The sequence below is a fragment of the Xanthomonas sp. CFBP 8445 genome (assembly GCF_025666235.1).
Lineage (GTDB): Bacteria > Pseudomonadota > Gammaproteobacteria > Xanthomonadales > Xanthomonadaceae > Xanthomonas_A > Xanthomonas_A indica.
The window spans coordinates 951,606-974,765 of the sequence record NZ_CP102594.1 but is presented as its reverse complement, the minus strand read 5'-3'; the positions used below and the strand labels follow the sequence as shown (position 1 = coordinate 974,765).

The 23,160-nt window shown below is 70.6% G+C and carries 15 protein-coding genes and 1 pseudogene; 2 read left to right on the top strand and 14 right to left on the bottom strand.

Annotation, left to right across the window (positions count from 1 at the left end; genetic code table 11):
* Positions 1-24: 24 nt before the first annotated feature.
* The 7 genes from NUG21_RS04235 to NUG21_RS04205 all read right to left on the bottom strand — a co-directional run bounded on the left by NUG21_RS04235 (position 25) and on the right by NUG21_RS04205 (position 9,088).
* A complete protein-coding gene (locus NUG21_RS04235) occupies positions 25-1,455 on the bottom strand; it encodes a glycoside hydrolase family 28 protein (RefSeq protein WP_263392374.1) in 1,431 nt (476 codons plus the stop codon).
* The gene (locus NUG21_RS04230; RefSeq protein ID WP_263392373.1) at positions 1,452-2,792 is read right to left on the bottom strand and encodes a virulence factor family protein; all 1,341 of its coding nucleotides are present in this window, start codon (positions 2,790-2,792) and stop codon (positions 1,452-1,454) included. Before NUG21_RS04230 ends, NUG21_RS04235 begins: the two co-directional genes overlap by 4 nt.
* A gap of 323 nt (positions 2,793-3,115) precedes the next feature.
* The gene (gene rodA / locus NUG21_RS04225) at positions 3,116-4,222 is read right to left on the bottom strand and encodes a rod shape-determining protein RodA (protein ID WP_160945449.1); all 1,107 of its coding nucleotides are present in this window, start codon (positions 4,220-4,222) and stop codon (positions 3,116-3,118) included.
* On the bottom strand, positions 4,219-6,279 hold the full coding sequence (gene mrdA, locus NUG21_RS04220) for a penicillin-binding protein 2 (protein ID WP_263392372.1): 2,061 nt from the start codon (positions 6,277-6,279) through the stop codon (positions 4,219-4,221). The genes rodA and mrdA overlap by 4 nt, the downstream gene beginning before the upstream one ends.
* A gap of 1 nt (position 6,280) precedes the next feature.
* Positions 6,281-6,766, bottom strand: a complete 486-nt coding sequence (gene mreD / locus NUG21_RS04215; protein ID WP_010343694.1) for a rod shape-determining protein MreD — start codon at positions 6,764-6,766, stop codon at positions 6,281-6,283.
* Positions 6,763-7,872 carry a rod shape-determining protein MreC gene (mreC, locus tag NUG21_RS04210; RefSeq protein WP_263392371.1) on the bottom strand — a complete coding sequence of 370 codons (1,110 nt, stop codon included), beginning with the start codon at positions 7,870-7,872 and terminating at the stop codon, positions 6,763-6,765. The genes mreD and mreC overlap by 4 nt, the downstream gene beginning before the upstream one ends.
* 169 nt (positions 7,873-8,041) lie before the next feature.
* The gene (locus tag NUG21_RS04205; protein ID WP_010343692.1) at positions 8,042-9,088 is read right to left on the bottom strand and encodes a rod shape-determining protein; all 1,047 of its coding nucleotides are present in this window, start codon (positions 9,086-9,088) and stop codon (positions 8,042-8,044) included.
* Positions 9,089-9,348: 260 nt separating this feature from the next.
* Between NUG21_RS04205 and NUG21_RS04200 the strand changes: the two genes are divergently transcribed.
* Both NUG21_RS04200 and NUG21_RS04195 read left to right on the top strand, forming a co-directional pair.
* Positions 9,349-10,281: a carbohydrate kinase family protein gene (locus NUG21_RS04200; protein ID WP_010343691.1), complete on the top strand. Its 933-nt coding sequence runs from the start codon at positions 9,349-9,351 to the stop codon at positions 10,279-10,281.
* A 276-nt stretch (positions 10,282-10,557) separates the two neighbouring features.
* Entirely contained in the window at positions 10,558-12,540 is a 1,983-nt protein-coding gene (locus NUG21_RS04195) for a sigma-54-dependent Fis family transcriptional regulator (protein WP_263392370.1), read from the top strand.
* A gap of 543 nt (positions 12,541-13,083) precedes the next feature.
* On the opposite strand, the gene NUG21_RS04190 is transcribed toward NUG21_RS04195, so the two are convergent.
* From NUG21_RS04190 to NUG21_RS04160, 7 genes and pseudogenes are all read right to left on the bottom strand, one after another.
* Positions 13,084-15,480 carry a TonB-dependent receptor gene (locus NUG21_RS04190; protein WP_263392369.1) on the bottom strand — a complete coding sequence of 799 codons (2,397 nt, stop codon included), beginning with the start codon at positions 15,478-15,480 and terminating at the stop codon, positions 13,084-13,086.
* Between the two features lie 16 nt (positions 15,481-15,496).
* Entirely contained in the window at positions 15,497-16,606 is a 1,110-nt protein-coding gene (locus NUG21_RS04185) for an S-(hydroxymethyl)glutathione dehydrogenase/class III alcohol dehydrogenase (protein ID WP_242160866.1), read from the bottom strand.
* Between the two features lie 54 nt (positions 16,607-16,660).
* The gene (locus NUG21_RS04180; RefSeq protein ID WP_263392368.1) at positions 16,661-17,680 is read right to left on the bottom strand and encodes a beta-propeller fold lactonase family protein; all 1,020 of its coding nucleotides are present in this window, start codon (positions 17,678-17,680) and stop codon (positions 16,661-16,663) included.
* Entirely contained in the window at positions 17,677-18,267 is a 591-nt protein-coding gene (locus NUG21_RS04175) for a c-type cytochrome (RefSeq protein WP_263392367.1), read from the bottom strand. Before NUG21_RS04175 ends, NUG21_RS04180 begins: the two co-directional genes overlap by 4 nt.
* A gap of 77 nt (positions 18,268-18,344) precedes the next feature.
* Positions 18,345-20,009, bottom strand: a pseudogene (locus NUG21_RS04170) (quinoprotein dehydrogenase-associated putative ABC transporter substrate-binding protein); the annotation flags it as partial.
* Between the two features lie 80 nt (positions 20,010-20,089).
* Positions 20,090-22,102, bottom strand: coding sequence for a methanol/ethanol family PQQ-dependent dehydrogenase (locus NUG21_RS04165; protein WP_263392365.1), 2,013 nt, complete (start codon positions 22,100-22,102; stop codon positions 20,090-20,092).
* A 414-nt stretch (positions 22,103-22,516) separates the two neighbouring features.
* Positions 22,517-23,155: an HAD family hydrolase gene (locus NUG21_RS04160; protein WP_263392364.1), complete on the bottom strand. Its 639-nt coding sequence runs from the start codon at positions 23,153-23,155 to the stop codon at positions 22,517-22,519.
* Between the last annotated feature and the right edge of the window lie 5 nt (positions 23,156-23,160).

Below are 23,160 nucleotides of genomic sequence, written 5' to 3'. Positions count from 1 at the left end.
TCACGAGGTGTAGAGCGCAGCGGGCTACAGCGCCGGAAACACCGGTGCGCTGGTGCAGGCCGGGACCGATCCGGCCAGCGTGACCGCGTAAGTGGCGGCCGCGCTGCTGTCCTCGCCCGGTTGCAGGTTGGACTGGTCCACGCCGATGCGCGCGTTGCTGGCATGCAGGGCGGTGACGTCGGCGGCCACGTGCGCCAGCACCAGGTCCAGCGGCGTCGCGGCGCTGTAGCCCTGCACGATGCTGCCCTTGCCGGCGGGCGTGTCCTGCGCGCGCAGGCCATCGACCACGATCCCGACGAAGGTCGGCACGCTGTCGCTTTTGCTGCCGCCGTGGTCGTGGCCGTACAGCGGCGTGATCACCAGCGGCCTGGCCACGCCGAACAGGCAGGTGTTGCGGTAGAGCACGTCGCGCACCGGGCCGCCCTTGCCCAGGCCGGTCTTGATGCGCAGGCCGTTGTTGTCGGTGGCGACGATGCCGTCGGCGTCGTGGCCGACCAGGCGGTTGCCGTCCACCAGCACGTTGCCGACGCCGTACATCACCTCGCTGCCGATGGAGATGCCGTGGGTGCCGTAGAAGCGCGAGTCGCGCACGGTGATGTCGGCCGAACGCGCCGCGCTGGTCTTGATCGCGACGCCGTCGTCGCCGGCCATCACGTCGTTGTCGGCCAGGGTCGCGTTGCGCACGCTGTCCAGATCCAGGCCGTCGGTGTTGGGGCTGTTGGCCGGCGCCCTGACCCGCACGCCCCATACGGTGACGCCGTCGCCGCCGTGCACGAACAGGTGGAAGTACGGCGCGTCGAGCAGGTTGAGGTGGTAGAGCTGCAGATCGGCGACGTCCTGGGCGCGGATCAGGTCGGGGGCGTTCTGGGTCAGGCCGGCGGCCTTGGCGCTGCGCGCGAACTGCCACCAGCTGTCGCTGCCGCCGAGCATCGGCAGGTCGCCGCGGCCGTCGATGCTGCCCTGGTGGCCGGCGGCGTCGCGCACGCCCATCACGCCCAGGGCGCGCCCCTGCAGGGTGATCAGCGCGCGGCAGCTACCGCTGCGCGTCGCCGCCTGGCCGCAGGCGCTGCGGCCGGGCACCTGGTAGTCGGCGGGCTGGCGCGAGGCGAACAGGGTCACGCCGCTGTCGATCGCCAGCGTGGTGTTGCTGCGCATCGTCAACGGCCCGCTGAGGAAGGCCGTGCCGCGGCCGGCGCGCAGCAGCACCATGCCGTGCGCGCCGTCGGCGCAGCGGTCGAGCGCGGCCTGGATGCGCGCGGTGTCCGGCGGGTTGCGTTCCTGCGCGTCGGCGAAGCGGCGTTGCTGCGCCTGCAACGTAGCGTCGAGCGTGGTGCACAGCGACGGCAGGCGCGGTTCGACGACACGGCGGGAATCGCCGGTCGCCGCCCTACTGCCGCACGCAGCGGCGGCGAGCAGGCCGCCGAGCAGCAGCGCCGCGCGCATGGGTGAGGTCATTGCCGGAGTGCGCCCTGCGCTGGCTGCGGCGTGGCCGAGGGCGACGCTGCGGCCGGCGCGGGGTGCGGCGGCGCTCGCAATTCGGCGATGGGCTGCGCATCGGCGGACAGCTGTTGCCAGCGGTCGTCGACGATCGTCGCCAACCCTGCCGGGTGTTGGTCGAAATGGTGACCGCCGTGCAACACCACCACCTCCGCGCCGCGTGCGCGCAGTTGCGGGCAGAGTGTGTCGGTTTCCTTGTCGCCGTACACGCACAGCAATTGCGCCGGGGCGATGCGCGCCAGTTCCGGCAGCACCGGCAGCGCGTCGTCGGCGTCGCCGAGATTGAGCCAGCCGCGCACGCGGATCTGGAAATCGGCCTTGTGCTCCAGGCCCAGCAATGCGACCAAGCCGACCTGCTCGCGCTGCGCCGGCGGCAGCCGGTTGACCATGAACGGCAGCGTGGTGGCGCCGAAGGAATAGCCGACCAGCAGGATCTTCTGCGGCCGCCAGCGCTGCTGGTAATAGGCGATGACCCGGCTCAGGTCGGCGCTGGCCCGCGCCGGCGGCTTGGCCCGCCAGAAGTAGCGCAGGCTGTCCCAGCCGACCACGGCGACGCCGCGGCGCTGCAAGGCCTCGGCCATGCCCTTGTCGATGTCGCGCCAGCCGCCGTCGCCGGACAGCACGATGGCCAGCGGCGCGCCCGGGATGTTCGACGGCAGTTCGGTCAGCGGCAGGTCGTCCAACGCGCCGCCGCGGCCGCGCGCATGCAGGTGCGCGGCGACCCGTGCCGTCAGCGCGGCATCCACGTTGCCGTCGGCCGGCGCCGCCACGGTGTCGACGAAGCCCTGGGCCGGGGTGGCGGCGGCAGTGCCGGCGCAGACCTCGGTCGGCGCCGGCGCCACGCCGATGGCGCCGCCCAGGGTCGCGGTGGGCGCGGCCCCGACGATGCGCCCGGCCAGCGTGGCAGCCGTACCGGTGCCGGCCAGCACCGGCAGGTAGTAGTTGTCGCCGTGCAACTGCCGCTGCAGCCGCCGGCTCAACTGCTCGGCATCGTGCCAGGCCTTGTCGCACCCGTGGCCGCCACGGCGCAGGTGCTTGAGATAACGCTGGCCGTCGACCACCGCGACCAGCGCGCCGCTGGAGGCGATGCGCTGCGCAGCGGCCTGCCGCTGCGCCGGGCTGCCGCTGGCCAGCAGGATCACCAGGCCCTGCGGCGCGCCTTGCGGATGCACCAGGGTCGCGCGGCCATAGCCGCGGGCATGCAGCGCCCCCGGCGGAAAGTAATAGCGCAGCAGTGCGTAGCCGCTCAGGCCCAGCACCACGCTCGTCAACAGCAACACGCGCAGGAATTTCATCGACACGCATCCATCTCGGCCAGCGCCGAGCATCGGGACAACCACGGGAACGGCGAGGGAGCGGCGGACGACGCGGACGGACGGGCCGGGGCCCGGATCGACGGATGCGCTGCGTGGGTGCCTCGGCGATGTGGGCTGGGATGGATGCGCGGGGTCGCACCTGCCTACCCGGAAGTTCCTGCACGCGTGTGGGCCGGGGGGAGCGGCGCGCGTCACGTGGCATCGGCGCGCATTGTGCGCAAGCGCGACACGCGCCGCAATCATGCGGCAACCTGCCTCGAGGGCGCGGTTAAGCCAGCGCGCGCCGCCGCCGCACCGCTGGCTCAGTAACCGTGCACCGGACGGTGCGCCTTCACCGCCATCACCAGGCCCAGCCCGGCCAGCAGCGACACCGCCGAAGTACCGCCGTAGCTCATCAGGGGCATCGGCACGCCGACCACCGGCAGCAGCCCGGAGATCATGCCGCCGTTGACCAGCACGTAGACGAAGAACGCCAGGCCGGTGGCGCCGGCCAGCAGCCGCGAGAAGGTATCCCGCGCCTGCGAGGCGATCCACAGGCAACGCCCGATCACAATCAGGTACAGGGTCAGCACCGTGGCCACGCCGATCCAGCCGAACTCCTCGCTGAGCACGGAGAAGGCGAAGTCGGTGGTCTGCTCGGGAATGAAGTTCAGGTGCGACTGCGAGCCCAGGCCCCAGCCCTTGCCATGCAGGCCGCCGGAGCCGATCGCGATCTTGGACTGGATGATGTTCCAGCCGGCGCCGAGCGCATCGTTCTCCGGGTTGAGGAACATCATGATGCGGTCCTTCTGGTAGGGCCGCAGCAGCCACAGCCAGGCCACCGGCGCGGCCGCGGCGACGCCGCCGACGGCGATGCCCACCCACCACCACGGCAAACCGGCCAGCAGCAGCACGAAGCCACCGCTGGCGGCGATCAGCACGCCGGTGCCGAAGTCCGGCTGCAGCATGATCAAGGCCGTGGGAATGCCGATGATGACCGCGCTGACCAGCACCGTGGGGATGCGCGGCGGCAGCGGCATGCGGTGCAGGTACCAGGCCACCATCATCGGCATGCTGATCTTCAGCAACTCGGCCGGCTGCAGGTAGAACACCTTCAGGTCCAGCCACTGCCGCCCGTACTTGCCGGTGCCGAGCACGAACACCGCCAGCAGCGGCAGCATCGACAGCGCGTAGATCAGCGGGGTCCAGGCGCGCAGGCGCAGCGCCGACACCCGCGACAGGCTCCACATCGCCGCCGCGCCGATCGCGAAACGCGCGCCCTGCGCCATCACCAGGTGCATGCCGCCGGCGCTCTTGAGCACCGCCAGCCCCATCGCCATCAGCGCACCCAGCGCCAGGCACAGCGGCCAGTCCAGGGTCCGGGTGAAGCGGCCGCCGATCTCGACCAGCCAGCGCAGGAAATCCTTCATCGCTCGTCCGGAATCTCGTCGGGGATCGGTGGCGGCGCGGACGGCAGCGGCACCGCCGCGGCATCCACCTCGGCCTGGCCGATCAGCACCGGGGGTTCGCCGGCGGCCAGCGCCACCGCGTCGGCGGCGCCGCGCGAGCCCGGATCCTCGGCGTAGTACAGGTGGCTGCCGAACGCGGTGGCGCCGCGCAGGCTGTCCAGCGGCTCGACCCCGGGCGGCAGCCGGCCGAGCAACCAGGCATCGAAGATCTTGCGCGCGATCGGCGCGGCGGTGCTGGCGCCGTAGCCGCCGCCCTCCACCGCGATCGCCAGGGCGATGGTCGGCCGCTCGGCCGGCGCGAAACCCTCGAACAGCGAACGGTGGCGCAGGTGCATCGGCAGGCTGCGCGGATCGACCGCGGCGATGCCCTTGCGGCTGACCACCTGCGCGGTGCCGGTCTTGCCGGCCATCTGATACGGCGCACCGACGGTGATGGAATAGCCGCTGCCGCCCGGGCGCATGGTGTCCATCATGCCTTCGCGCACCGCCTGCAGATTGCTGGGGTTGTCGCTGATCGGCTTGCTCGTGCCCGGCTGCACCGGCGCCCAAGGCTGGTCGAAGGCCTGGCGCGTGGCCATCACCAGGTGCGGCGTGCGCAACTGCCCATCGGCGATGCCGGCGACCCCGCGCACCAGTTGCAGCGGCGTCACCTTCCAGTCGCCCTGGCCGATGGCGATGTTGACCGTGTCGCCGGGGTACCAGGCTTCCTTGCGGCTCTTGGCCTTGTACGCCGGCGACGGCACGATGCCGCCGGTCTCGCCGACCAGGTCGATGCCGGTGGGCACGCCGAAGCCGTAGCGGGTCATGTACTGGTCGACCTTGGTGATGCCCATGTCGATGGCCAGCTTGTAGTAGTAGGTGTTCACCGACTGCGCGATGGACTTGCGCAGGTCGGTCCAGCCGTGGCCGCCGCGGTGCGAGTCGCCCCAGCCGCGGCTGACCCCGGGCAGGTAAAACATGCCGGTGGAGAGGATCTTGTCCTCCGGGCGGCGGGTGCCGCTGTCCAGGCCGGCCAGGCCCATGAACGGCTTGATGGTGGAGCCGGGCGCCACGCCGCCCAGCACCAGGCGGTTGAACTGCGGCCGCGACGGGTCGCTGTTGAGCGCCTGGAAATCGGCGTGGGAGATGCCGTTGACGAACAGGTTGGGGTCGTAGGACGGCAGGCTGACCATGGCCAGGATCTCGCCGGTGCGCGGATCGATGGCGATGGCCGAGCCCTGGTAGTCGCCGAACGCGGCGACCATGGCGCGCTGTAGGTCGGCGTCGATGGACAGGCGCAGGTCGGCGCCGGACTGCGCCGGCACCCGGCCGACGGTGCGGATCGCGCGGCCCTGCACGTTGGTCTCGACCTGCTCGTAGCCGACCTTGCCGCGCAGTTCCTCCTCGTAATAGCGCTCCAGCCCGGACTTGCCGATGTGGGTCAGCGCGGCGTTGCCCTCGCCCAGCGCCTCCAGGTCCTTCTCGTCGATGCGGCCGACGTAGCCGATGACGTGCGCGAACAGGTCGCCGTAGGGATAGTGCCGGGTCAGGTAGGGCTCCAGCTCCACGCCCGGGAAGCGCCAGCGGTCCACCGCGAAGCGCGCCCGCTCTTCCTCGCTGACGCGCAGCTTCAGGGTGATCGGGCGGAAGCTGCGGCTGGCCTTGCGCGCGGCCTGGAAGCGCTCGATGTCTTCCGGCGACAACGCGATGACCTTGCCCAGCTCGGCCAGCAGCGCGTCCATGTCGGCGACCTTGTCCGGGGTCACGTCGAGCCGGAACGCGGGGACGTTCTCGGCCAGCAGGCGGCCGTTGCGGTCGTAGATCATGCCGCGCCCGGGCACCACCGGCCGCGGCTTGATGCGGTTGGCGTCGGAGCGGGTGGCGTAGACGTCGTGGTCCAGCACCTGCAGCTTGAAGTACCAGCCGCCCAGGCCCAGCAACGCCACCAGCACGCCAAGGAAGCCCAGCGCCGCGCGCCGCCGGAACTGCTCGGCCTCGGCGTGCGGGTTCTTCTGCGCGCGGCGCGGATGCAGGGCCATGCTACTTGCTCCGCCGGCCCAGCCGCAGCGCGTCCAGCAGCACGAACAGCGGCGGCCACAGCGCCATGCCCAGCAGCGGCGCCCACCAGTAGTTCCACGGCAGCGTCGGCTCGCCAACCGCCAGATGCACCGCCGCGGCGACGATGCGGTCGTTGACCAGCAGGCCGCCGATCGCCAGCGCCTGCTGCGACATCGGGAAGAAGCGGATGCGCGCGCGGAAGCGCTGCAGGATGAAGCTCAGAATCACCAGCCGCAGCGCCTGCTCGCCCAGCACCCCGCCGTACAGCAGATCGGCCAGCACCCCGACCGCGAAGGCGAAGCCCAGCCCGACCTTGTCCGGCGTCTCGATCACCCAGTACGCCACCACCAGCGCCAGCCAGTACGGCCGCAGCGGCTGCACCACCAGCGGCAACGGCATCAACCCCAGCAACAGCGCCACGATCACGCTGACCGGAAGCACCCAGCCTTTGCTGCGCAGGCGGCTCATCGGGTGGGCTCCTTTGGAGCCGGGATTGGGGATTGGGGATTGGGGATTGGGGAAGCGGTCGCCCGTTTGGGCGTGGCGGAGGTACCGCTGCCGTTGGTGGCGTGAGTCATCGATTCGGTCTTGCGTGCTCCCGGCGTAGCCGCTGGAGCGGTGGCCTGGATACCCGGGGTCGCGGAGGCAGCCGGCGGCTGGGCCGCCGCCGAGGAGGCGTCGGCGCTGTTGGCCCGGCTTTTCACCAATCCCGAATCCCCAATCCCCAATCCCGTTGCCGCGGCCGAAGGCCGCAGCAACAACACATCCCGCCCGCGGTCCAGCTTCGCCGCCGGCTTCAGTTCGCCGACCAGGAAGGCATGGGTGTCGTCCGGGCGCAAGGCGGAGATGGTGCCGACCGGGAAGCCGGCCGGGAAGCGGCCGCCCAGGCCGGAGGTGACGATCTCGTCGCCCACCTCGACCCCGGCGCTGAGCGGGATGTCGCGCAGCTCCAGGCTGCCGCCGCGGCCATAGACGATCAGGCGCACGCCGTTGCGCGCCACCGTCACCGGCACCGCATGGTCGGGATCGGTCAGCAGCAGCACGGTGGAATGCAGCGGGGTCACCGCGATCACCTGGCCCATCAGGCCGCCGGCGTCGATCACCGCCTGGCCGACGTGCACGCCGTCGCGGCTGCCGGCGTCGAGCACCAGCCGCTGCCGGGTCGGGTCCAGGTCGATGTCCAGGATCGGCGCCAACTGCACGTCCAGGCCGCGGCGCTCGGCCACGCCCAGCAGTTCGCGCAGCTGCGCGTTGTCCAGCGCCGCGGTCTGCAGCCGGGTCAGGCGCGCCTTGGCGATCAGCAGTTCGTTGCGCAACGCGCGGTTTTCCTTGACCAACTGCGCGTGACTGGCCGCGTTCTCCTGCACCTGGGTGCCCAGCCGCCCGGGCAGGCCGGCCAGCGCCCAGATCGGCTGCACCAGCACCGTGGCCTGGCTACGCAGGCGAGCCAGCCAGTCGGCCTGCGCATCGAGCACGATCAGCACCAGCGCCAGCGCCAGGTAGACCAGCAGGCGCGGCGTGCTGGCGGATTCGCCGGGGCGGGCGGTGACGGGAGGACCGGCGTAAGGAGGCACGGTTAGAGCCGGGAATGGGGAATCGGGAGTGGAGAATCGGAACGCAATGGCGCGCTCCCGGCGCGATCGGGCCGGGGCGCAGGCAGGCGAGTGGAGACGGCGCCGGCAGGGCAGCGTCGGAGGGGCCATTCTATTCCCCATTCCCCACTGCCCATTCCCGGCCTCACATTCACTCCGGCGCGAAGAACTCGTTGCCGTGCATGTCCACCAGCTCCAGCGCACGGCCGCCGCCGCGGGCCACGCAGGTCAGCGGATCGTCGGCGACCTGCACGTGCAGGCCGGTTTCCTCGGAGATCAGCCGGTCCAGGTCGCGCAGCAGCGCGCCGCCGCCGGTCAGCACGATGCCGCGCTCGGCGACGTCGGCGCACAGTTCCGGCGGGGTCTGCTCCAGCGCCAGCTTGACCGCCGAGACGATGCCCGACAGCGGCTCGTGCAGCGCTTCCAGCACTTCGTTGGAGTTGATCTTGATCATCTTCGGCACGCCCTCGGCGAGGTTGCGGCCGGAAATCTCCATCTCCTGCACCACCGCCTGCGGGTAGGCGCAGCCGATCTCCAGCTTGATCCGCTCGGCCGTGGCCTCGCCGATCAGCATGCCGTGGTTGCGGCGCACGTAGTTGGTGATCGACTCGTCGAAGCGGTCACCGCCGATGCGCACCGACTGCGAATAGACGATGCCGTTCAGCGAAATGACCGCCACCTCGGTGGTGCCGCCGCCGATGTCGATGACCATCGAGCCGCGCGCCTCGGTCACCGGCATGCCGGCGCCGATCGCCGCGGCCATCGGTTCCTCGATCAGGTACACGTCGCGGGCGCCGGCCTCCTCGGCCGATTCCTTGATCGCGCGGCGCTCCACCTGGGTGGAACCGGCCGGCACGCACACCAGCACGCGCGGGCTGGGGCGCAGGAAGCGCGACTTGTGCACCTTCTTGATGAAATGCTTCAGCATCGCCTCGGTGTAGGTGAAGTCGGCGATGACGCCGTCCTTCATCGGGCGGATGGTGGTGATGTGGCCCGGCGTGCGGCCGAGCATCTGCTTGGCCTCCGCGCCCACCGCGGCCACCGAGCGGGTGCCGCCGATCGCCCGGTCCTGGCGCACCGCCACCACCGACGGTTCGTTCAGCACGATGCCCTGGCCACGCACGTAGATGAGGGTGTTGGCCGTGCCCAGATCGATGGACAGGTCGTTGGAGAACATGCCGCGGAGTTTCTTGAACATCGGGGGATTGGGTCCTGGGGCGCGCGCCGTCGCCAGAATGGCGAAAAAATGGGCAGAAAACGAAGTCCGCTAGCCTAGCAATCCGCCTGGGTGCGGGCAAGGAAAATTCTCGCTAAAACCGCGCGTTGCGCGGCATTGCCGGGACCGCCGCGGATCGTGGTTCTGGCCCTGCCGGGCCGCAGCCGTTACCCTTTGCGCCGCGGCGACCCCGCCCCTCGCCCGCCTGAATGCGGGCTCATCCCTCCGCCAAGGCCTGCCCGATGTCTGCACTGATCTGTGGTTCTCTCGCTTACGACACCATCATGGTGTTCCCGGACCAGTTCAAGAACCACATCCTGCCGGACAAGGTGCACATCCTGAACGTGTCGTTCCTGGTGCCGCGGATGCGCCGCGAATTCGGCGGCTGCGCCGGCAACATCGCCTACAACCTGCACCTGCTGGGCGGCCACCCGATCCCGATGGGCACCGTGGGCCAGGACTTCGGCCCGTACCGCGAGCATTTCCAGGCACTGGGCATCGACCTGTCGCGGGTCAAGGTGATCGAGGAACTGTTCACCCCGCAGGCGTTCATCACCACCGACCACGACAACAACCAGATCACCGCCTTCCACCCCGGGGCGATGATGCGCAGCTACGAGAACCACGTGAAGGACGTGCCGGGCGTGACCCTGGGCCTGGTCGGCCCGGACGGGCGCGAGGGCATGATCCAGAACGCCGAGGAATTCAGCGCCGGCGGCGTGCCGTTCATCTTCGACCCCGGCCAGGCCATGCCGCTGTTCAACGGCCCGGAACTGCGCCAGTTCATCGAGCAGGCCGACTACGTGGTGGTCAACGACTACGAATCCAACCTGCTGCAGGAGCGCACCGGCTGGGACGAGAAGGACATCGTCTCGCGCGTGCAGGCCTACATCACCACCCAGGGCCCGAAGGGCGCGCTGGTGCACACTCCCGAGAAGACCTACGACATCCCGCCGGCGCACGAGCGCCGCGTGGTCGACCCCACCGGCTGCGGCGACGCCTTCCGCGCCGGCCTGATCTTCGGCATCCAGCGCGGCTGCGACTGGCTGACCATCGGCCGCATGGGCAACCTGATGGGCGCCCTGAAGGTCGAGCACCCGGGCACGCAGAACCAGCGCTTCGACTTCGACGAGTTCAACGACCAGTTCAAGCAGCAGTTCGGCTACGCGTTGTAAGGCTGGGATGATCAGCCATTCGGCTGCTGAAAAGCCGGGAATCGGGATTGGGGATTCGCCAAAGCGCAATCCGCGTCTTGAAGCCACGAAGAACCGCGACCGCGCGGTTTTTTCGTTCTGGCCGCAGAGCGGAACAGGATCGGCACCAGGTAGCCGCTCTGACCAATCCCCAATCCCAATCCCCCAATCCCCGCTTTTGCTGCACTGCGGTTTGAGCGCGGCACCCGATTGTGCGTCACTGGCGGCCTGATCCGGGGTCGGATCGAGGGGCGCCACGTGTCGGAGTTGACTGTAGCCAACCTCCCGCAGGCCGCGGCCTCGGCGCCATCGGCCGCCGAGGCCGAGTCCGCCTTGCTGGCGCGGATGCGCCGGTTCCGCCAGATCGATCCGTTGCCGCCTGCCCTGGCGCGCTCCTGGCGGCGCTGCCTCGACGACTACGGCCTGGACCCGGACACCCATCCCTCGCCGATGGTCCACGACAATGGCCAGCTGCGCGAGCGCCAGCAGCGGCTGGAAGCGCTGCTGCGCATCGCCAAGGTGGAGATGGAGAATCTCTACGAGCAGATCGCCGGCGGCAGCTACGCGGTGGTGTTCGCCGATACCGAGGCCACCGTGCTGCACAGCGTGCAGGATCCGGCGCTGCTGCGCGCGTTCCGCGAGACCGGGCTGTTTTGCGGCGCCAGCTGGGCCGAACGCTACCAGGGCACCAACGGCATCGGCACCTGTGCGGTGGAGTGCAGCGCGCTGAGCGTGCACCGGGGCGAGCATTACCTGGAACGGCACCTGCCGCTGTCGTGCAGCGGCGCGCCGATCCTGGATCCGCAAGGCCACCTGCTGGCGGTGCTGGATGCCTCCACGCCCGACGCGCGTGACACCAAGCTGGTGCAATGCCATACCGGCGCGCTGGTGCGCATGTCGGCGGCGCAGATCGCCCGCGCCTACTTCCTGGAGCAGTACCGGCATGCGTGGATCCTGCGCTTCCACAGCCGCCCGGAGTTCGCCGGGCTGCTGCACGAGGCGCTGATCGCGGTCGGCGGCGACGGCCGCGTGCTCGCGGTCAACGAGGCGACGCTGGAACAGCTGGGCAAGCCCGATCGCACCGCGCTGGTCGGGCGCGACATCGCCCAGGTGATGCAGCTGGATTTCGATACGCTGGAGCAGCGCGCACGCAACGACGCCAGCACCCTGTGGTCGATCCGCTGCGCCTGCCACGGCCGCCGCTTCTTCGCCCTGGCGCAGCCGCCGCGCGCGCGCAACACCGCGGGCCGCGCCCGCGCCGCCGGCGAGGACAGCCAGGCCAGCCGCGCCAACGACCATGTCGGTTCCGATCCGCGCATGCTGCACAACCTGGACAATGCGCTGAAGCTGGCCAAGCACCGCGTGTCGATCCTGCTGTGCGGCGCCACCGGCACCGGCAAGGAGGAATTCGCCAAGGCGGTGCACCGCGGCTCGCCCTGGGCCGACCGGCCGTTCGTGGCGGTGAACTGCGCGGCGATTCCCGAAGCGCTGATCGAGAGCGAACTGTTCGGCTACGCGCGCGGCGCCTTCACCGATGCCGCGCGCGAAGGACGCCACGGCAAGCTGCTGCAGGCCAGCGGCGGCACCTTGTTCCTGGACGAGATCGGCGACATGCCGCTGCCCTTGCAGACGCGCCTGCTGCGCGTGCTGGAGGAACAGAGCGTGACGCCGCTGGGCAGCGACCGCGCAATGCCGCTGGAACTGCACGTGATCAGCGCCAGCCACCGCGACCTGGCGCAGATGGTCGGCACCGGTGGCTTCCGCGAGGATTTGTACTACCGGCTCAACGGCGTGGTGCTGCACCTGCCGCCACTGCGCGAGCGCAGCGACAAGGCCGAACTGATCCGCACCCTGTTGCGCGAGGAGAGCGGCGAGCAACCGGTGCGCATCAGCGAGGACGCCCTGCACAAGCTGCTCAGCTATGCCTGGCCCGGCAACCTGCGGCAGCTGCGCAACGTGCTGCGCACCGCCGCCGTGCTGTGCGCCGACGGCGTCATCCGCATCCCCAACCTGCCGCAGGAGATCGTCGACGCCGACAGCGGGCCGTGCCTGCTCGGCGACGATGCGCACGCCGCCGACGGCGTGCCCGGCCGCGTCGCCCTGGACAGCGCCGAGCGCAGCGTGCTGCAGCAGCAACTCGAGCGCCACCGCTGGAACGTCAGCCGCACCGCCGATGCGCTGGGCATCAGCCGCAACACCCTGTATCGCAAGTTGCGCAAGCATGGGTTGGCGACGGTGTGAGTCGAGGCGGTGTCGCACCCTTGCGGACCTTACTGAGCGTCGCGAATGCAGGCTCGTCTGTCGCGACCTGCCATTCGGTAGCGACGTGAGTGCTGCCGGTATTCGCGTCCCGACCGCTGAGGCGGCTGGAGGATGTCTGGCTTCGATGTCGCGGCTGAAGTCGCTCCCACACCAGCCGGCGAGTCGGTGAGACCGCACAACCTGTGGCGGAAACTTCAGTCCCGGCTGTTGTCGAAGCCAGAAGCTTTTCGGCCTGGCGGTCGCGGCTGAAGCCGCTCCTACGACAACAGCAGGCAAGCCGATTAGGCGACACACCCTGTGGGAGGGACTTCAGTCCCGACTGCTGTCGAAGCCAGATAGTTTCCGGCTCCGAGGTCGCGGCTGAAGCCGCTCCTACCTGGGAGCATGCTGGTTGCCGGCGTCGCATTTCCTGTAGGAGCGGCTTCAGCCGCGACGGTCGCCGGCCAGGCGGCGGCTTCCGCCACGAGAGCGAAGGAAACCGCGCGCAAGAGATCAGCGCCCACGCCAACCGCGCAACGCCCGCTAGAAACGCCAGCGCAGGCCGACCTGATATTGCCGCGGGGCGCCAGGCGCGACGAAGCGCGAGGGGCCGTCCTCCACCGCGGCGTCCTGTGGGCGCGCCAGGGCGCCGCCCGGGAACAGGTCCTCGGCGATCGCCGCATACGTCGCGTAGCGGCGATCGAACACGTTGTTGATCCGCAGGTACAGCGACAGCCCGTCGGCGAGTTCCCAGGTGCCGTGCAGGTCGAGCAAGGCGTAGCCGCCAGTGGACAGGTCATGGCGCGCGGGCGCCTCGCCGTCCTCGGGATCCTCGACCAGCCCGTCCTCGTTGCCGCTGGCCACGCGCCGCGACACCGCGCGCAGGTCCGCGCCCAGCGCCAGCTGCACCAGCGCCTGCCATTCCACGCCCAGCTTCAGCGTGTTGCGCGGCAGCCCGGCGATGCGCGTGCCCGGGCGCAGCGCCACGGTGCGTTCGCCCGAGAGCAGTTCGCCGACGCTGCGGTAGGTGGCGTCCAGGTAGCTGTAGCCGGCGAACCAGCGCAGCGCGCCGTGGCTGCCGCGATAGCTGAGGTCGGCGCCCTGGTAGCGGGTGCGGCCGACGTTGTCGAAATAGCCCTGCTGGGTATTGGGCGCGCGCAGGAACAGGATGTCGTCGCGGTTGTCGGCGCGGTACAGCGAGGCGTTCAGCGCCTGCGCCGGCGACGGGTTCCAGCGCAGGCCGAGTTCGTAGGTGCGCGAGACGATCTGCTCCAGGCGCGGATCGGCCTGCAGCCCGGTCGGCAACCGGCACGGCTGCTCCGGGTCGGCGCAGCCGAGTTCGATCGCGGTCGGCGCGCGGCTGTTCTGCGAGGCCGAGGCGAACGCGGTGACGCCGCCGCCCAGGCGCTGGGTGATGCCCAGCGAGGGGTTGGCCTTGGCGAACACGAAGCGCTCGCGCGGCAACACGCCGTCGTCGGCGGTGGACAGGGTGTTGGCGACGGCGACGCGGTTCCAGCGCAGCGCGCCGCTGACATGGGTGGCCTCGCTCAACTCCCAGGTATCGGCGGCGAACAGGCCCAGGGTGCTGCTGCGGCCGTCGACGCCGGAGAAGAACGCGCGGTCCTCGTCGGGATCGGCGACCACCGAGCGGTCGTCCTGCACGAACGCGTCCTGAGCGTACTGGCGGTAGCGCACGCGGTTGCGGTCGTAGGTGGCGCCGATGCTCAGCGCATGCGCGCCGGCCTGGCGGCTGAGATTCAGCGCCACGCCCTCGGCATGCTGGCGCATCTGCGTGGTGTTGAGCACGCCGTTGTGCAGCGCGTCGGCATCGGCACGCGCGACCGTGCAACCCGCATCCAGCGGCGTGCCATCGGCAGCGTAGCCGTCGGCGCAGCCGTCGACGAAGTCTTCGTAGTCGTCGTTGATGTCGCCATTGACGGTGTCGCGGCGCCCCTGCCGGTAGTAGGCCAGCACATGGAGCGCGGTGCGTTCGTCGAAGCGATGGTCGAACTGGCCGGTCAGCAAGGTGTTGCGGTTGCGGGTCAGGTCCGGCGAGGTGTAGACCGCGGCACGGTCGGCTTCATACAAACCAGGTTCGATGCCCTCGTCGGAGTAGCGATGGCTGGGCAGCAGGCCGTTGCCGACCAGCCGGCTGCGCCCGTGCAGCAGCGACACGTCCCAGTCGGTGCGCTCGCCCTGCCGCCCGAGCTTGCCGAACACGGTGCCCAGGCGGCCGGCGGAGGCGTCGCGCCAGCCGTTCTCGTCGAAGCCGGTGGCCGCGACGAAGGCATGCAGGCCGTCGCGGCCGGCGTAGCCGTAGGACGCGTCCAGGCGCTTGCGCGCGCCGCTGCCCACCGACAGGTCGGCGCGCAGGCCCGGCGCGGTCAGGCCGGACTGGGTGGTGAAGGCCAACGCGCCGCCCAGCGTGTTGGGACCGAACAGCGGGTTGGATCCCGGCATCAGCGCCACGCTGCGGATCGCCGCCTCCGGCATCATGTCCCAACTGACGATGTCGGCGAACGGCTCGTTCATGCGCACGCCGTCCAGGTACACCGACACGCCCTGCGAGGCGCCGGGCAGCGCCGAGGCGCGGAAGCCGCGGAAGGTCAGATCGGTCTGGAACGGACTGCCCTGCACCTCGTTGGTGTCCACGCCGTTCATCTCGCGCAGCAGGAAGTCGGTGAGGTTGCCGGCCTGGCTGCGCGCGATGTCGTCGGCATTGGCGGTCTGCACGGTGTACGGCAGCAGGTCGGCATCGATCAGCGTGCCGGGAATCGGCGTGGCGGTGACCTCGACCCGGTCCAGCGCGGTGATCTGCGCATCGTCGGCGTTGACCGTGGTCTGCGCGCGCGCCGGTGCGGCGAGCACGCCGATGGTGGTGGCGACGGCCAGCGCGAGCAGGCTCGCCGGCGGGGTGCTGCATCCTGGAGTCAGGGTCATGCCGGTTCCTTGAGGCTCAGTAGAGGACGATCGATTTGATGCCACGGCCTGCGCGCAGCGTTTCGAAGCCGCGATTGATGTGGTCCAGCGGCAGGGTTTCGCTGATGAGTTCGTCGATGCGGATCTCGCCGGCCAGGTAGCGCTCGGCATAGGCCGGCAATTCGCTGCGCCCCTTGACCCCGCCGAACGCGCTGCCGCGCCAGGCGCGCCCGGTGACCAGTTGCAGCGGCCGCGTGCTGATCTCCTGCGCGCTCGGCGCCACGCCGAGGATGATGCTTTCGCCCCAGCCCTTGTGGCAGCACTCCAGCGCCGCGCGCATCGCGCGCACGTCGCCGACGCAGGCGAAGCTGTGGTCGGCGCCGCCATCGGTGAGGTCGACGATGACCTGCTGCACCGGCGCGCCGAAATCCTTCGGGTCCAGGCAGTCGGTGGCGCCCAGCGCGCGCGCCAGCGGGAACTTGTCGCGGTTGATGTCGACCACGATGATGCGTTCGGCGCGCGCCATCACCGCGCCCTGCACCACCGACAGGCCGATCCCGCCCAGCCCGAACACCGCCACGTTCTCGCCCGGCCGCACCCGCGCGGTGTTGAGCACCGCGCCGATGCCGGTGGTGACCGTGCAGCCGAGCAGGCAGGCCTTGTCCAGCGGTGCCGACGGATGGATCCTGGCCACCGCGATCTCCGGCAGCACCGTGTATTCGGCGAAGGTGCTGGTGCCCATGTAGTGCAGCAGCGGACGCCCGTGCAGCGAGAAGCGGCTGCTGCCGTCGGGCATCAGCCCGCGGTCCTGGCTGCTGCGGATCGCCTGGCACAGGTTGGTGCGGTTGGAACGGCAATACTTGCACACGCCGCACTCGGGCATGTACAGCGGGATCACGTGATCGCCCGGGCGCACGCTGGTCACGCCGATGCCGACCTCCTCGACCACGCCGGCGCCTTCCTGGCCCAGGATCACCGGGAACGCCGCCTCGGCATCGGCGCCGGACAGGGCGATCTCGTCGCTGTGGCAGATGCCGCTGGCGACCATGCGCACCAGCACTTCGCCGGCCTTGGGCGGCTGCAGATCCACCTCCTCGATGGCCAGCGGCTGGTTCGCCGCCCAGGCGACCGCGGCTCGCGTCTTCATTCCGGCTCTCCCCGCCTCCCCGTCGCGGCGCCCGCTGGCGCCGCTGGCCTCACCTCATTGCGCCACGACCACACCCCATGGCGTCTCGCCCACCGCGATCTGCTTGATCTCCTTCATCGCCGCCGTGTCGATGACGCTGACACTGTTGGACCGGCCGTTGGCCACGTACAGCGTCTTGCCATCCGCGCTCAGCGCCGGATTCCACGGCCGCTGCCCGACCGGGATCTCGGCCAGCGTGCGCCGCGCGGCGGTGTCGATCACGCTGACCGTGCCGGCACCGTTGGACGCGTACACGCGGCTGCCGTCGCGGGCGATGGCGATGCCGGCGGTGCGCTGCCCGGCCGGAAGGCTGGCCACGCGCTTGCGCGCCGCCAGATCGATCACGTCGACCACGTTGGCCGACTCCTGCGCCACGTAGACCGTCTTGCCGTCGGGCGCGAACGCCATGCCGCGCGGATGCCCGCTGGTGGCGATGACGCCGGTGGACGTACCGGCCTGCACGTCGATCACGTCCAGGTCGTTGGAGCCTTCGTTGCTGGTCAGCAACAACGCACCGTCCGGGGTGTAGACGCAGTGTTCCGGGGCCTGCCCGCGGGTGGCGATGTGCGCGCCGATCGCGAAGCTGGCCGGGTCGATCAGCATCACCTGGTTCTGCCCTTCCACGCACACCGCGAGTTGGTGACCATCCGGTGCCACCGCGACGCCTTCGGCGTTCTCGCCGATGTCGACGCTGCGCAGCACGCGGTCCTGCACGGTATCCAGCTCCAGCAGGCGATGGCCCTGCGCGTCGATGACGTACAGATGCCCGGCCGGCCCCGGCACCACCTGCTGCAGGCGCTTGCCGAGCTGGCCCTGCGCCGACAGCGTGCGCACCACGCGGTCGCTGCCGGTGTCGATCACCGAAATAGTGCCGCTGCGCTGGTTCGGGACGTAGGCCAGCGCCGCCGCGCTGGCCGCAGGCGCCGGTGCGGCCGCCGCGGCATCGGTGCCGGCCGCCGGCGCAGGCGTGCGCTGGCAGGCCGCGGCGAACAGCGACAGCGCGACGACGGCGGACAGGCGCAACCCGTTCCTCATTGCGTGGCGCCCGCGGTCTTGTTGATGGAGTGGATGAAGGCCAGCAGCTTCTCGGTATCGCCCGGCTTGAGCACCGGCCCGAACGGCGGCATCTGCCCCACCACCTTCTCGTGGCCGATCCGGGTCTTGCCGTGCGCGGCCATCCCGGCGGTGCCTTCGGTGATCAGCGCGCGCAAGGTGTCGTCGTCGTTGCCGTACACCCAGATGTCGTTGGTCAGCGGCGGGCACATGCCGCCGCCACCGGTGCCGCCGTGGCAGGCGGTGCAGCCGGCGGAGTTGAAGATCGCCTTGCCCTCGGCGACCAGTTCCGGAGTGACCTTGACCGGCGGTCCCTTCGGAATCGGCGTCACCGCCGCAGCCGGTGCCGGTGCCGGTGCGGCGGCAGCGGGTGCAGCGGGCGCGGCCGCCGTCGGGGCGGAGGCAGGCGCAGACGCGGGCGCCGCGGCAGGGGCGGCCGGTGCGGGGGTGGCCGCCGGCGCTGGTGGCGTCTCCTGCTTGCCGCAGGCGGCCAACAACAGGAGCAAAGCGAACAGGAACACGGGGAACAGCAGGGAGGCGGTGCGACGACGGATGGAGGCAGGACGCATGGGGACAGCACCTTTGCGGAGTGCACGATGGGAAGAACAGGCCGCGCGAGCGGCGTGTGCGGGACGGCAGGAAGTGGTCATTGCGTGCGGCGGTGCTGGGCCTCCGTCAGCAGGTGGGCGAGTTCGGCATTGCCGCGTTGCTGGGCCAGCACCGCCGGGGTCTTGCCGTCGGCGTCGCGCGCATCGGCGCTGGCACCGGCGGCGAGCAGGCGCCGGGCGCTGTCCTCGCGCCCGGCGGCGGCAGCAAGCATCAACGGGGTGACGCCGGCGCGGTTCGCACGGTCGGCCTCGGCGCCGCGCTCGAGCAGCAGGTCGAGGATCGCCGGATCGTTGCGCGCCACCGCGAACATCACCGGCGTAAAGCCGGCCGGGTTGGCGCGGCGCACGCTGGCGCCGGCGTCGAGCAACGCCTGCACCACGTCGGCGTCGGCGTAGGAGATCGCCAGGTCCAGCGGCGTCCAGCCGTCGGTGGACACGGCCTCGACCTTGGCGCGATGCGCCAGCAACTGCGCGACGCTCTTGCCGTCGTTGGACCAGGCCGCCTTCATCAACGGCGTCCAGCCATTGCTGTCGCGGCGTTCGACCTGGGCACCGGCGGCCAGCAGTTCGCCGACCAGCAGCGGCGCCTGGTTGCGGATCGCCTGCTGCAGCGGCGGCTCGCCGAGCCGGTTGGGCTGGTCGGCGCTGGCGCCGTGACGCAGCAGCCAGGCCACGCGCACGCCATCGCCGGCGTCGAGCGCATGCGCCAGTTCCTCGTTGGGATCGGCGCCACCGGCGATGCGCAGCTGCAGTTGCGCCAGCATGTCCGAGGAGGCCTGCGCGCTCGGCGTGTCGTCCTGATCGGCAGGCGCCGGATAGGGGCCGTGCGAGCGCAGGTCGCCGGCGACGATGCAATCGGCGCAGGCCACCAGCGGCACGTGGTAGTCGCGCAGGATCGCGCCGATCTTGCCAGCGCTGCGCTGCATCGCCGCGTTCAGCGCATCGCGCAGTGCCGCGTTCTTGCGCGACACCGCCCATGCCATCGAATACTCCAGCACCTCGTTGTCGATGACGTTCAACGGCACCACGCCGAGGCCGCCGCGCGCGGCGTAGTAGCCGGCCACCGGCCCCCAGGATTCGGCGGCATCGAGCTTGCCGGCGGCGACCTGCTCGGCGAGCTTGCCGGGATGCTCCTGCGGCGCGCTGGCCGAGTCGTAGAACAGGTACTGCACCTCGCCCTGCACGCGATGGTCGAACAGCGCCTGCCGCGCCGGCGAACTCTGGAACACGCCGACCTTGAGTTTTTTCAACGCCGGATCGTCGAGCGAAGCCGGCCGCAGCTCCAGGCCCTTGCGGGTGACCAGCACATAGGTGGAGCGATACAGCGGGCGCGTGGGCAGGCCCATCTCGAAATCGCTGTTCATGTCCATCAGCACGTCGCAACGCCCGGCGTTGATCGTGCTGCGCGCCAGGCCGCGCTGGTAGTAGCTGCGCCACTCGTACTGCAGGCGCCGGCCCATCTCCGCGGCCACCACCTGGGCGATCTTGTTCTGGAACCCCTCGCCTGCGCGATCGGACAACGGCATGTTGCCGGGATCGGCGCAGACCCGCAGTACCGGCGCATCGGCCGGCAGCGTCGTGGCGGGCGCAGCGGAAGCCGGCGCCGCGGCAGCGGGCGGGGCCGCAGGAGCGCGAGCCGTCGCGGACGACGGCTCGCGCGTGCAGCCTGCGGCGACGAGTCCGAGGCTGCACCACAGCAACACGGCGCGCGCGCCCGCAGGCAGGCGCCACGCAGCGGGCGCCATGCGGCCCCCGCTCGCCTCCTGGACGCGGCGCCGCCGGCTCATCGCACCGTCTTGGCGGCGACCGCCGCGCTGCCGCCGCCCGCGGCCGCGGTGGCGGTCGTGGTGGGGGTGACGGTCTTGCCGGCGCCGTCGATGCGGAAGGTGTGCACCATGCCGCCCAATGGGATCTTGTCGAAGCCGTTGCTGAAGGCCAGGCCGGCGGCCCCCAGCGCGCCGTACGGATCGCCCGGATCCAGGCCGGCGGCGACCGGCAGGCCGATCCAGCCGCCGATGCCCGAGAACACCGCCACGTACTGGTGGCCGTTGGCCTTGTAGGCGATCGGGTTGCCGATGATGCCCGAGGGCAACTTGGTCTCCCACAGCTTCTTGCCGGTGTCCTTGTCCACGGCGCGGAACCAGCCGTCCAGCGTGCCGTAGAACACCAGCCCGCCATCGGTGACCAGGGTGCCACTCCACACCGGGAACTTCTCCTTGATCTCCCACTTGGATTTGCCCTCGACCACGTCGAATGCCTTGACGATGCCCAGCGCGCCGGGCTCGTTCGGCTTCATCAGCACGTTGGCGAACACGTACGGCAGGCCCATCATGGTGTTGCCGCGCTCCTGCGGGTCCAGCTCCATGTGCCAGTTGTTGGTGCCGCAGAAGAACACCGCCGCGTTGGCCGGATCCACCGAGCACGGCTGCTGGTCCTTGCCGCCCATCGCCGAGGGGAACGCCTCGACCTTGCGGCCGCGCTCCAGCGGCGAATGCGCCGCGACCTTGACCGGGCGCCCGGTCTTCATGTCGATGCGCTCGGCCCAGTTGGCCGGCACGAACTTGTTGGCGCGCAGCAGCGTGCCATCGCGGCGGTCGAGCACATAGGCGAAGCCGTTGCGATCGAACTGCACCACCGAGGGCACCTGCTTGCCGTCGATGGTCAGGTCGACCAGGATCGGCTCGTTGATGCCGTCGTAATCCCACTGGTCGAACGGCGTCTTCTGGTAGCCCCACACCGCTTCGCCGGTGTCGATCTTGCGCGCGAACAGGGTCATCGACCACTTGTTGTCGTACTCGCCGGTGTCGCACTCCTTCTGCGTGGTCTTGCCGCAGCGGTACGACGGGCTCCACAGGCCGGGATTGCCGGTGCCGTAGTAGACCAGCTTGAGTTTCGGGTCGTAGCTGTACCAGCCCCATGCCGCGCCGCCGCCGCGCTTCCAGCCTTCGTCGGGATAGGTCTTCTGGCCGAGGTCGCCGAGCTGGCCATGCTGCGGATTGGCCTTGTTGAAGTCCGGGCCCAGGCAGATGTCCTTGTCGGTGCCGGTGGCTTCGCAGGACCAGGCCTGCTTGCCGTCGGCCAGCGCATACGCGGCGACGCGGCCGCGCACGCCGAACTCGTTGCCGCTGATGCCGGCCACGACCTTGCCGTCGGCGATGATCGGGGCCATGGTGATGGTCTCGCCCTTCTCCGGATAGGCGAGCTTCTGCTTCCACACCTCCTTGCCGGTCTTGGCATCGAGCGCGATCACGTCGCCGCTGAGGCTGCCGAACACCACCTTGCCGTCGGCGTAGGAGGCGCCGCGGTTGACCGTGTCGCAGCAGGCCACCGCCACCGCGCGCTCGTCCTGCTGCGGGGTGTACTTCCACAGCACCTTGCCGTTGTCTTCCTGCGACAGGTCGATCGCGAACACGTTGTTCGGATAGGCGCTGACCATGTACATGGTGCTGCCCACCACCAGCGGCTGGCCTTCGTGGCCGCGGGTGGCGTCGGTCTTCATCTCCCACGACATCTTCAGATTCTTGACGTTGTCGCGGTTGATCTCGGCCAGCGGGCTGTGCCGGGTCAGGCCGAAATCGCGGCCGACGCCGCCCCAGTTGTCGGGGTTGGCGGCATTGCTGGCGAACTCGCTGTCGGTATCGGCGACCGCGGCCGGCGCGGCGGCCGGCGGTTGCTGCGCGGCGGCCGGCGCGGCCGGCGCCGCGGCCTCTTCCTGCTTCTTGCAGCCCGCCAGCGCCAACGCAGTGGCCAGTGCGAGCAATGTACAAGCCTGGGTACGACGTGAATGACTGTGCATCGTTCTACTCCCCTCGTTGAAGAGCCGCGACAGCTGCACCTGGTGGGCGTGTGCCACGGAACCTGAAGCGTGGGTGTCTACGAGCAACGTCCATGCCATCGCGCCGCTGCGATGCAACATCCCTTGACGGGCGGATCACAACGTCGGTGGTCGTCCCAGCACTGCACGCATCGCGATCGAAGACGTCTCGAGAACGTGACACTTTGTGCCATGCCCTTGCATCGCGATTGGCGCAGTGCCGGCATGCGCGCGCGTGGCACCGCCTGTGCCATCGGCGCGCACGCGGCGCCGGCCCACGCGGATGCGCACGGCGCAACGCGCGGCGGGAGCGCGCACGCGGCCGCCCGCCGCCGCTGCGTGGGACGGGAGAATCGGGTGGATGCGCGGCGGCGCGCAGCCGCCGCGGAGCAACGGTCAGTGCGGCGGCGGCCCGGCGTGGTCCTGCCACCACGCCAGCAGCGCGGCGCAATCGGCGAAATGCAGGTCGGCCAGCGCCGGCCAGGGATTGTCCGGATGCAGCAGCACGGTGGTGGCGCCGGCGTGGCGCCCGCACTGCAGGTCGTAGGCGTGGTCGCCCACCATCGCCAGCGCCTGCGGCGGCACGCCCCAGTGTTCGGCCAGCTGCAGCAGGCCGCCGGGATGCGGCTTGGGCGGGGCCTCGTCGCGGCCGAGGATGGTCACCTCCTCGAACAGGTCGTCGACCTCGATCTCTTCCAGCGTCAACTGCGCCAGCTCGCGCGCATTGCGGGTGAGCACCGCCAGCCGGCAATCGGCCGCATGCAGGGTGCGCAGCAGCGCCGGCGCGCCATTGGCCGCGGTGGCCTCCTGGGCGAGGACGCGCTCGTGCTCCAGCAGCCAGGCGTGCTTGCTGGCGCGCTGCGCCTCCGGCAGCGCCGCCAGGTGCTGCAGGATGTCGGCCTGCGGCGGGATCTGCAGTTCGCGGCGGATCAATGCGAAATCGTGCACGGCGCGGGTCAGGGTGCCGTCCATGTCGAACACCCAGTGGCGCACCTGGCGCAGCGCCTCGGCCGATGGCGGTATCGCAGCGTGCATCGTGC

Coding starts and splice junctions, on each gene's coding strand:
- rodA (WP_160945449.1), bottom strand. CDS start 4,222: ATGAAGGATTTCCTGCGCTGGCTGGTCGAGATCGGCGGCCGCTTCACC.
- NUG21_RS04185 (WP_242160866.1), bottom strand. CDS start 16,606: ATGAAGACGCGAGCCGCGGTCGCCTGGGCGGCGAACCAGCCGCTGGCC.
- NUG21_RS04205 (WP_010343692.1), bottom strand. CDS start 9,088: ATGTTCAAGAAACTCCGCGGCATGTTCTCCAACGACCTGTCCATCGAT.
- NUG21_RS04175 (WP_263392367.1), bottom strand. CDS start 18,267: ATGCGTCCTGCCTCCATCCGTCGTCGCACCGCCTCCCTGCTGTTCCCC.
- NUG21_RS04235 (WP_263392374.1), bottom strand. CDS start 1,455: ATGACCTCACCCATGCGCGCGGCGCTGCTGCTCGGCGGCCTGCTCGCC.
- mrdA (WP_263392372.1), bottom strand. CDS start 6,279: ATGGCCCTGCATCCGCGCCGCGCGCAGAAGAACCCGCACGCCGAGGCC.
- NUG21_RS04230 (WP_263392373.1), bottom strand. CDS start 2,792: ATGAAATTCCTGCGCGTGTTGCTGTTGACGAGCGTGGTGCTGGGCCTG.
- NUG21_RS04165 (WP_263392365.1), bottom strand. CDS start 22,102: ATGCACAGTCATTCACGTCGTACCCAGGCTTGTACATTGCTCGCACTG.
- NUG21_RS04200 (WP_010343691.1), top strand. CDS start 9,349: ATGTCTGCACTGATCTGTGGTTCTCTCGCTTACGACACCATCATGGTG.
- NUG21_RS04160 (WP_263392364.1), bottom strand. CDS start 23,155: ATGCACGCTGCGATACCGCCATCGGCCGAGGCGCTGCGCCAGGTGCGC.
- NUG21_RS04180 (WP_263392368.1), bottom strand. CDS start 17,680: ATGAGGAACGGGTTGCGCCTGTCCGCCGTCGTCGCGCTGTCGCTGTTC.
- NUG21_RS04190 (WP_263392369.1), bottom strand. CDS start 15,480: ATGACCCTGACTCCAGGATGCAGCACCCCGCCGGCGAGCCTGCTCGCG.
- mreD (WP_010343694.1), bottom strand. CDS start 6,766: ATGAGCCGCCTGCGCAGCAAAGGCTGGGTGCTTCCGGTCAGCGTGATC.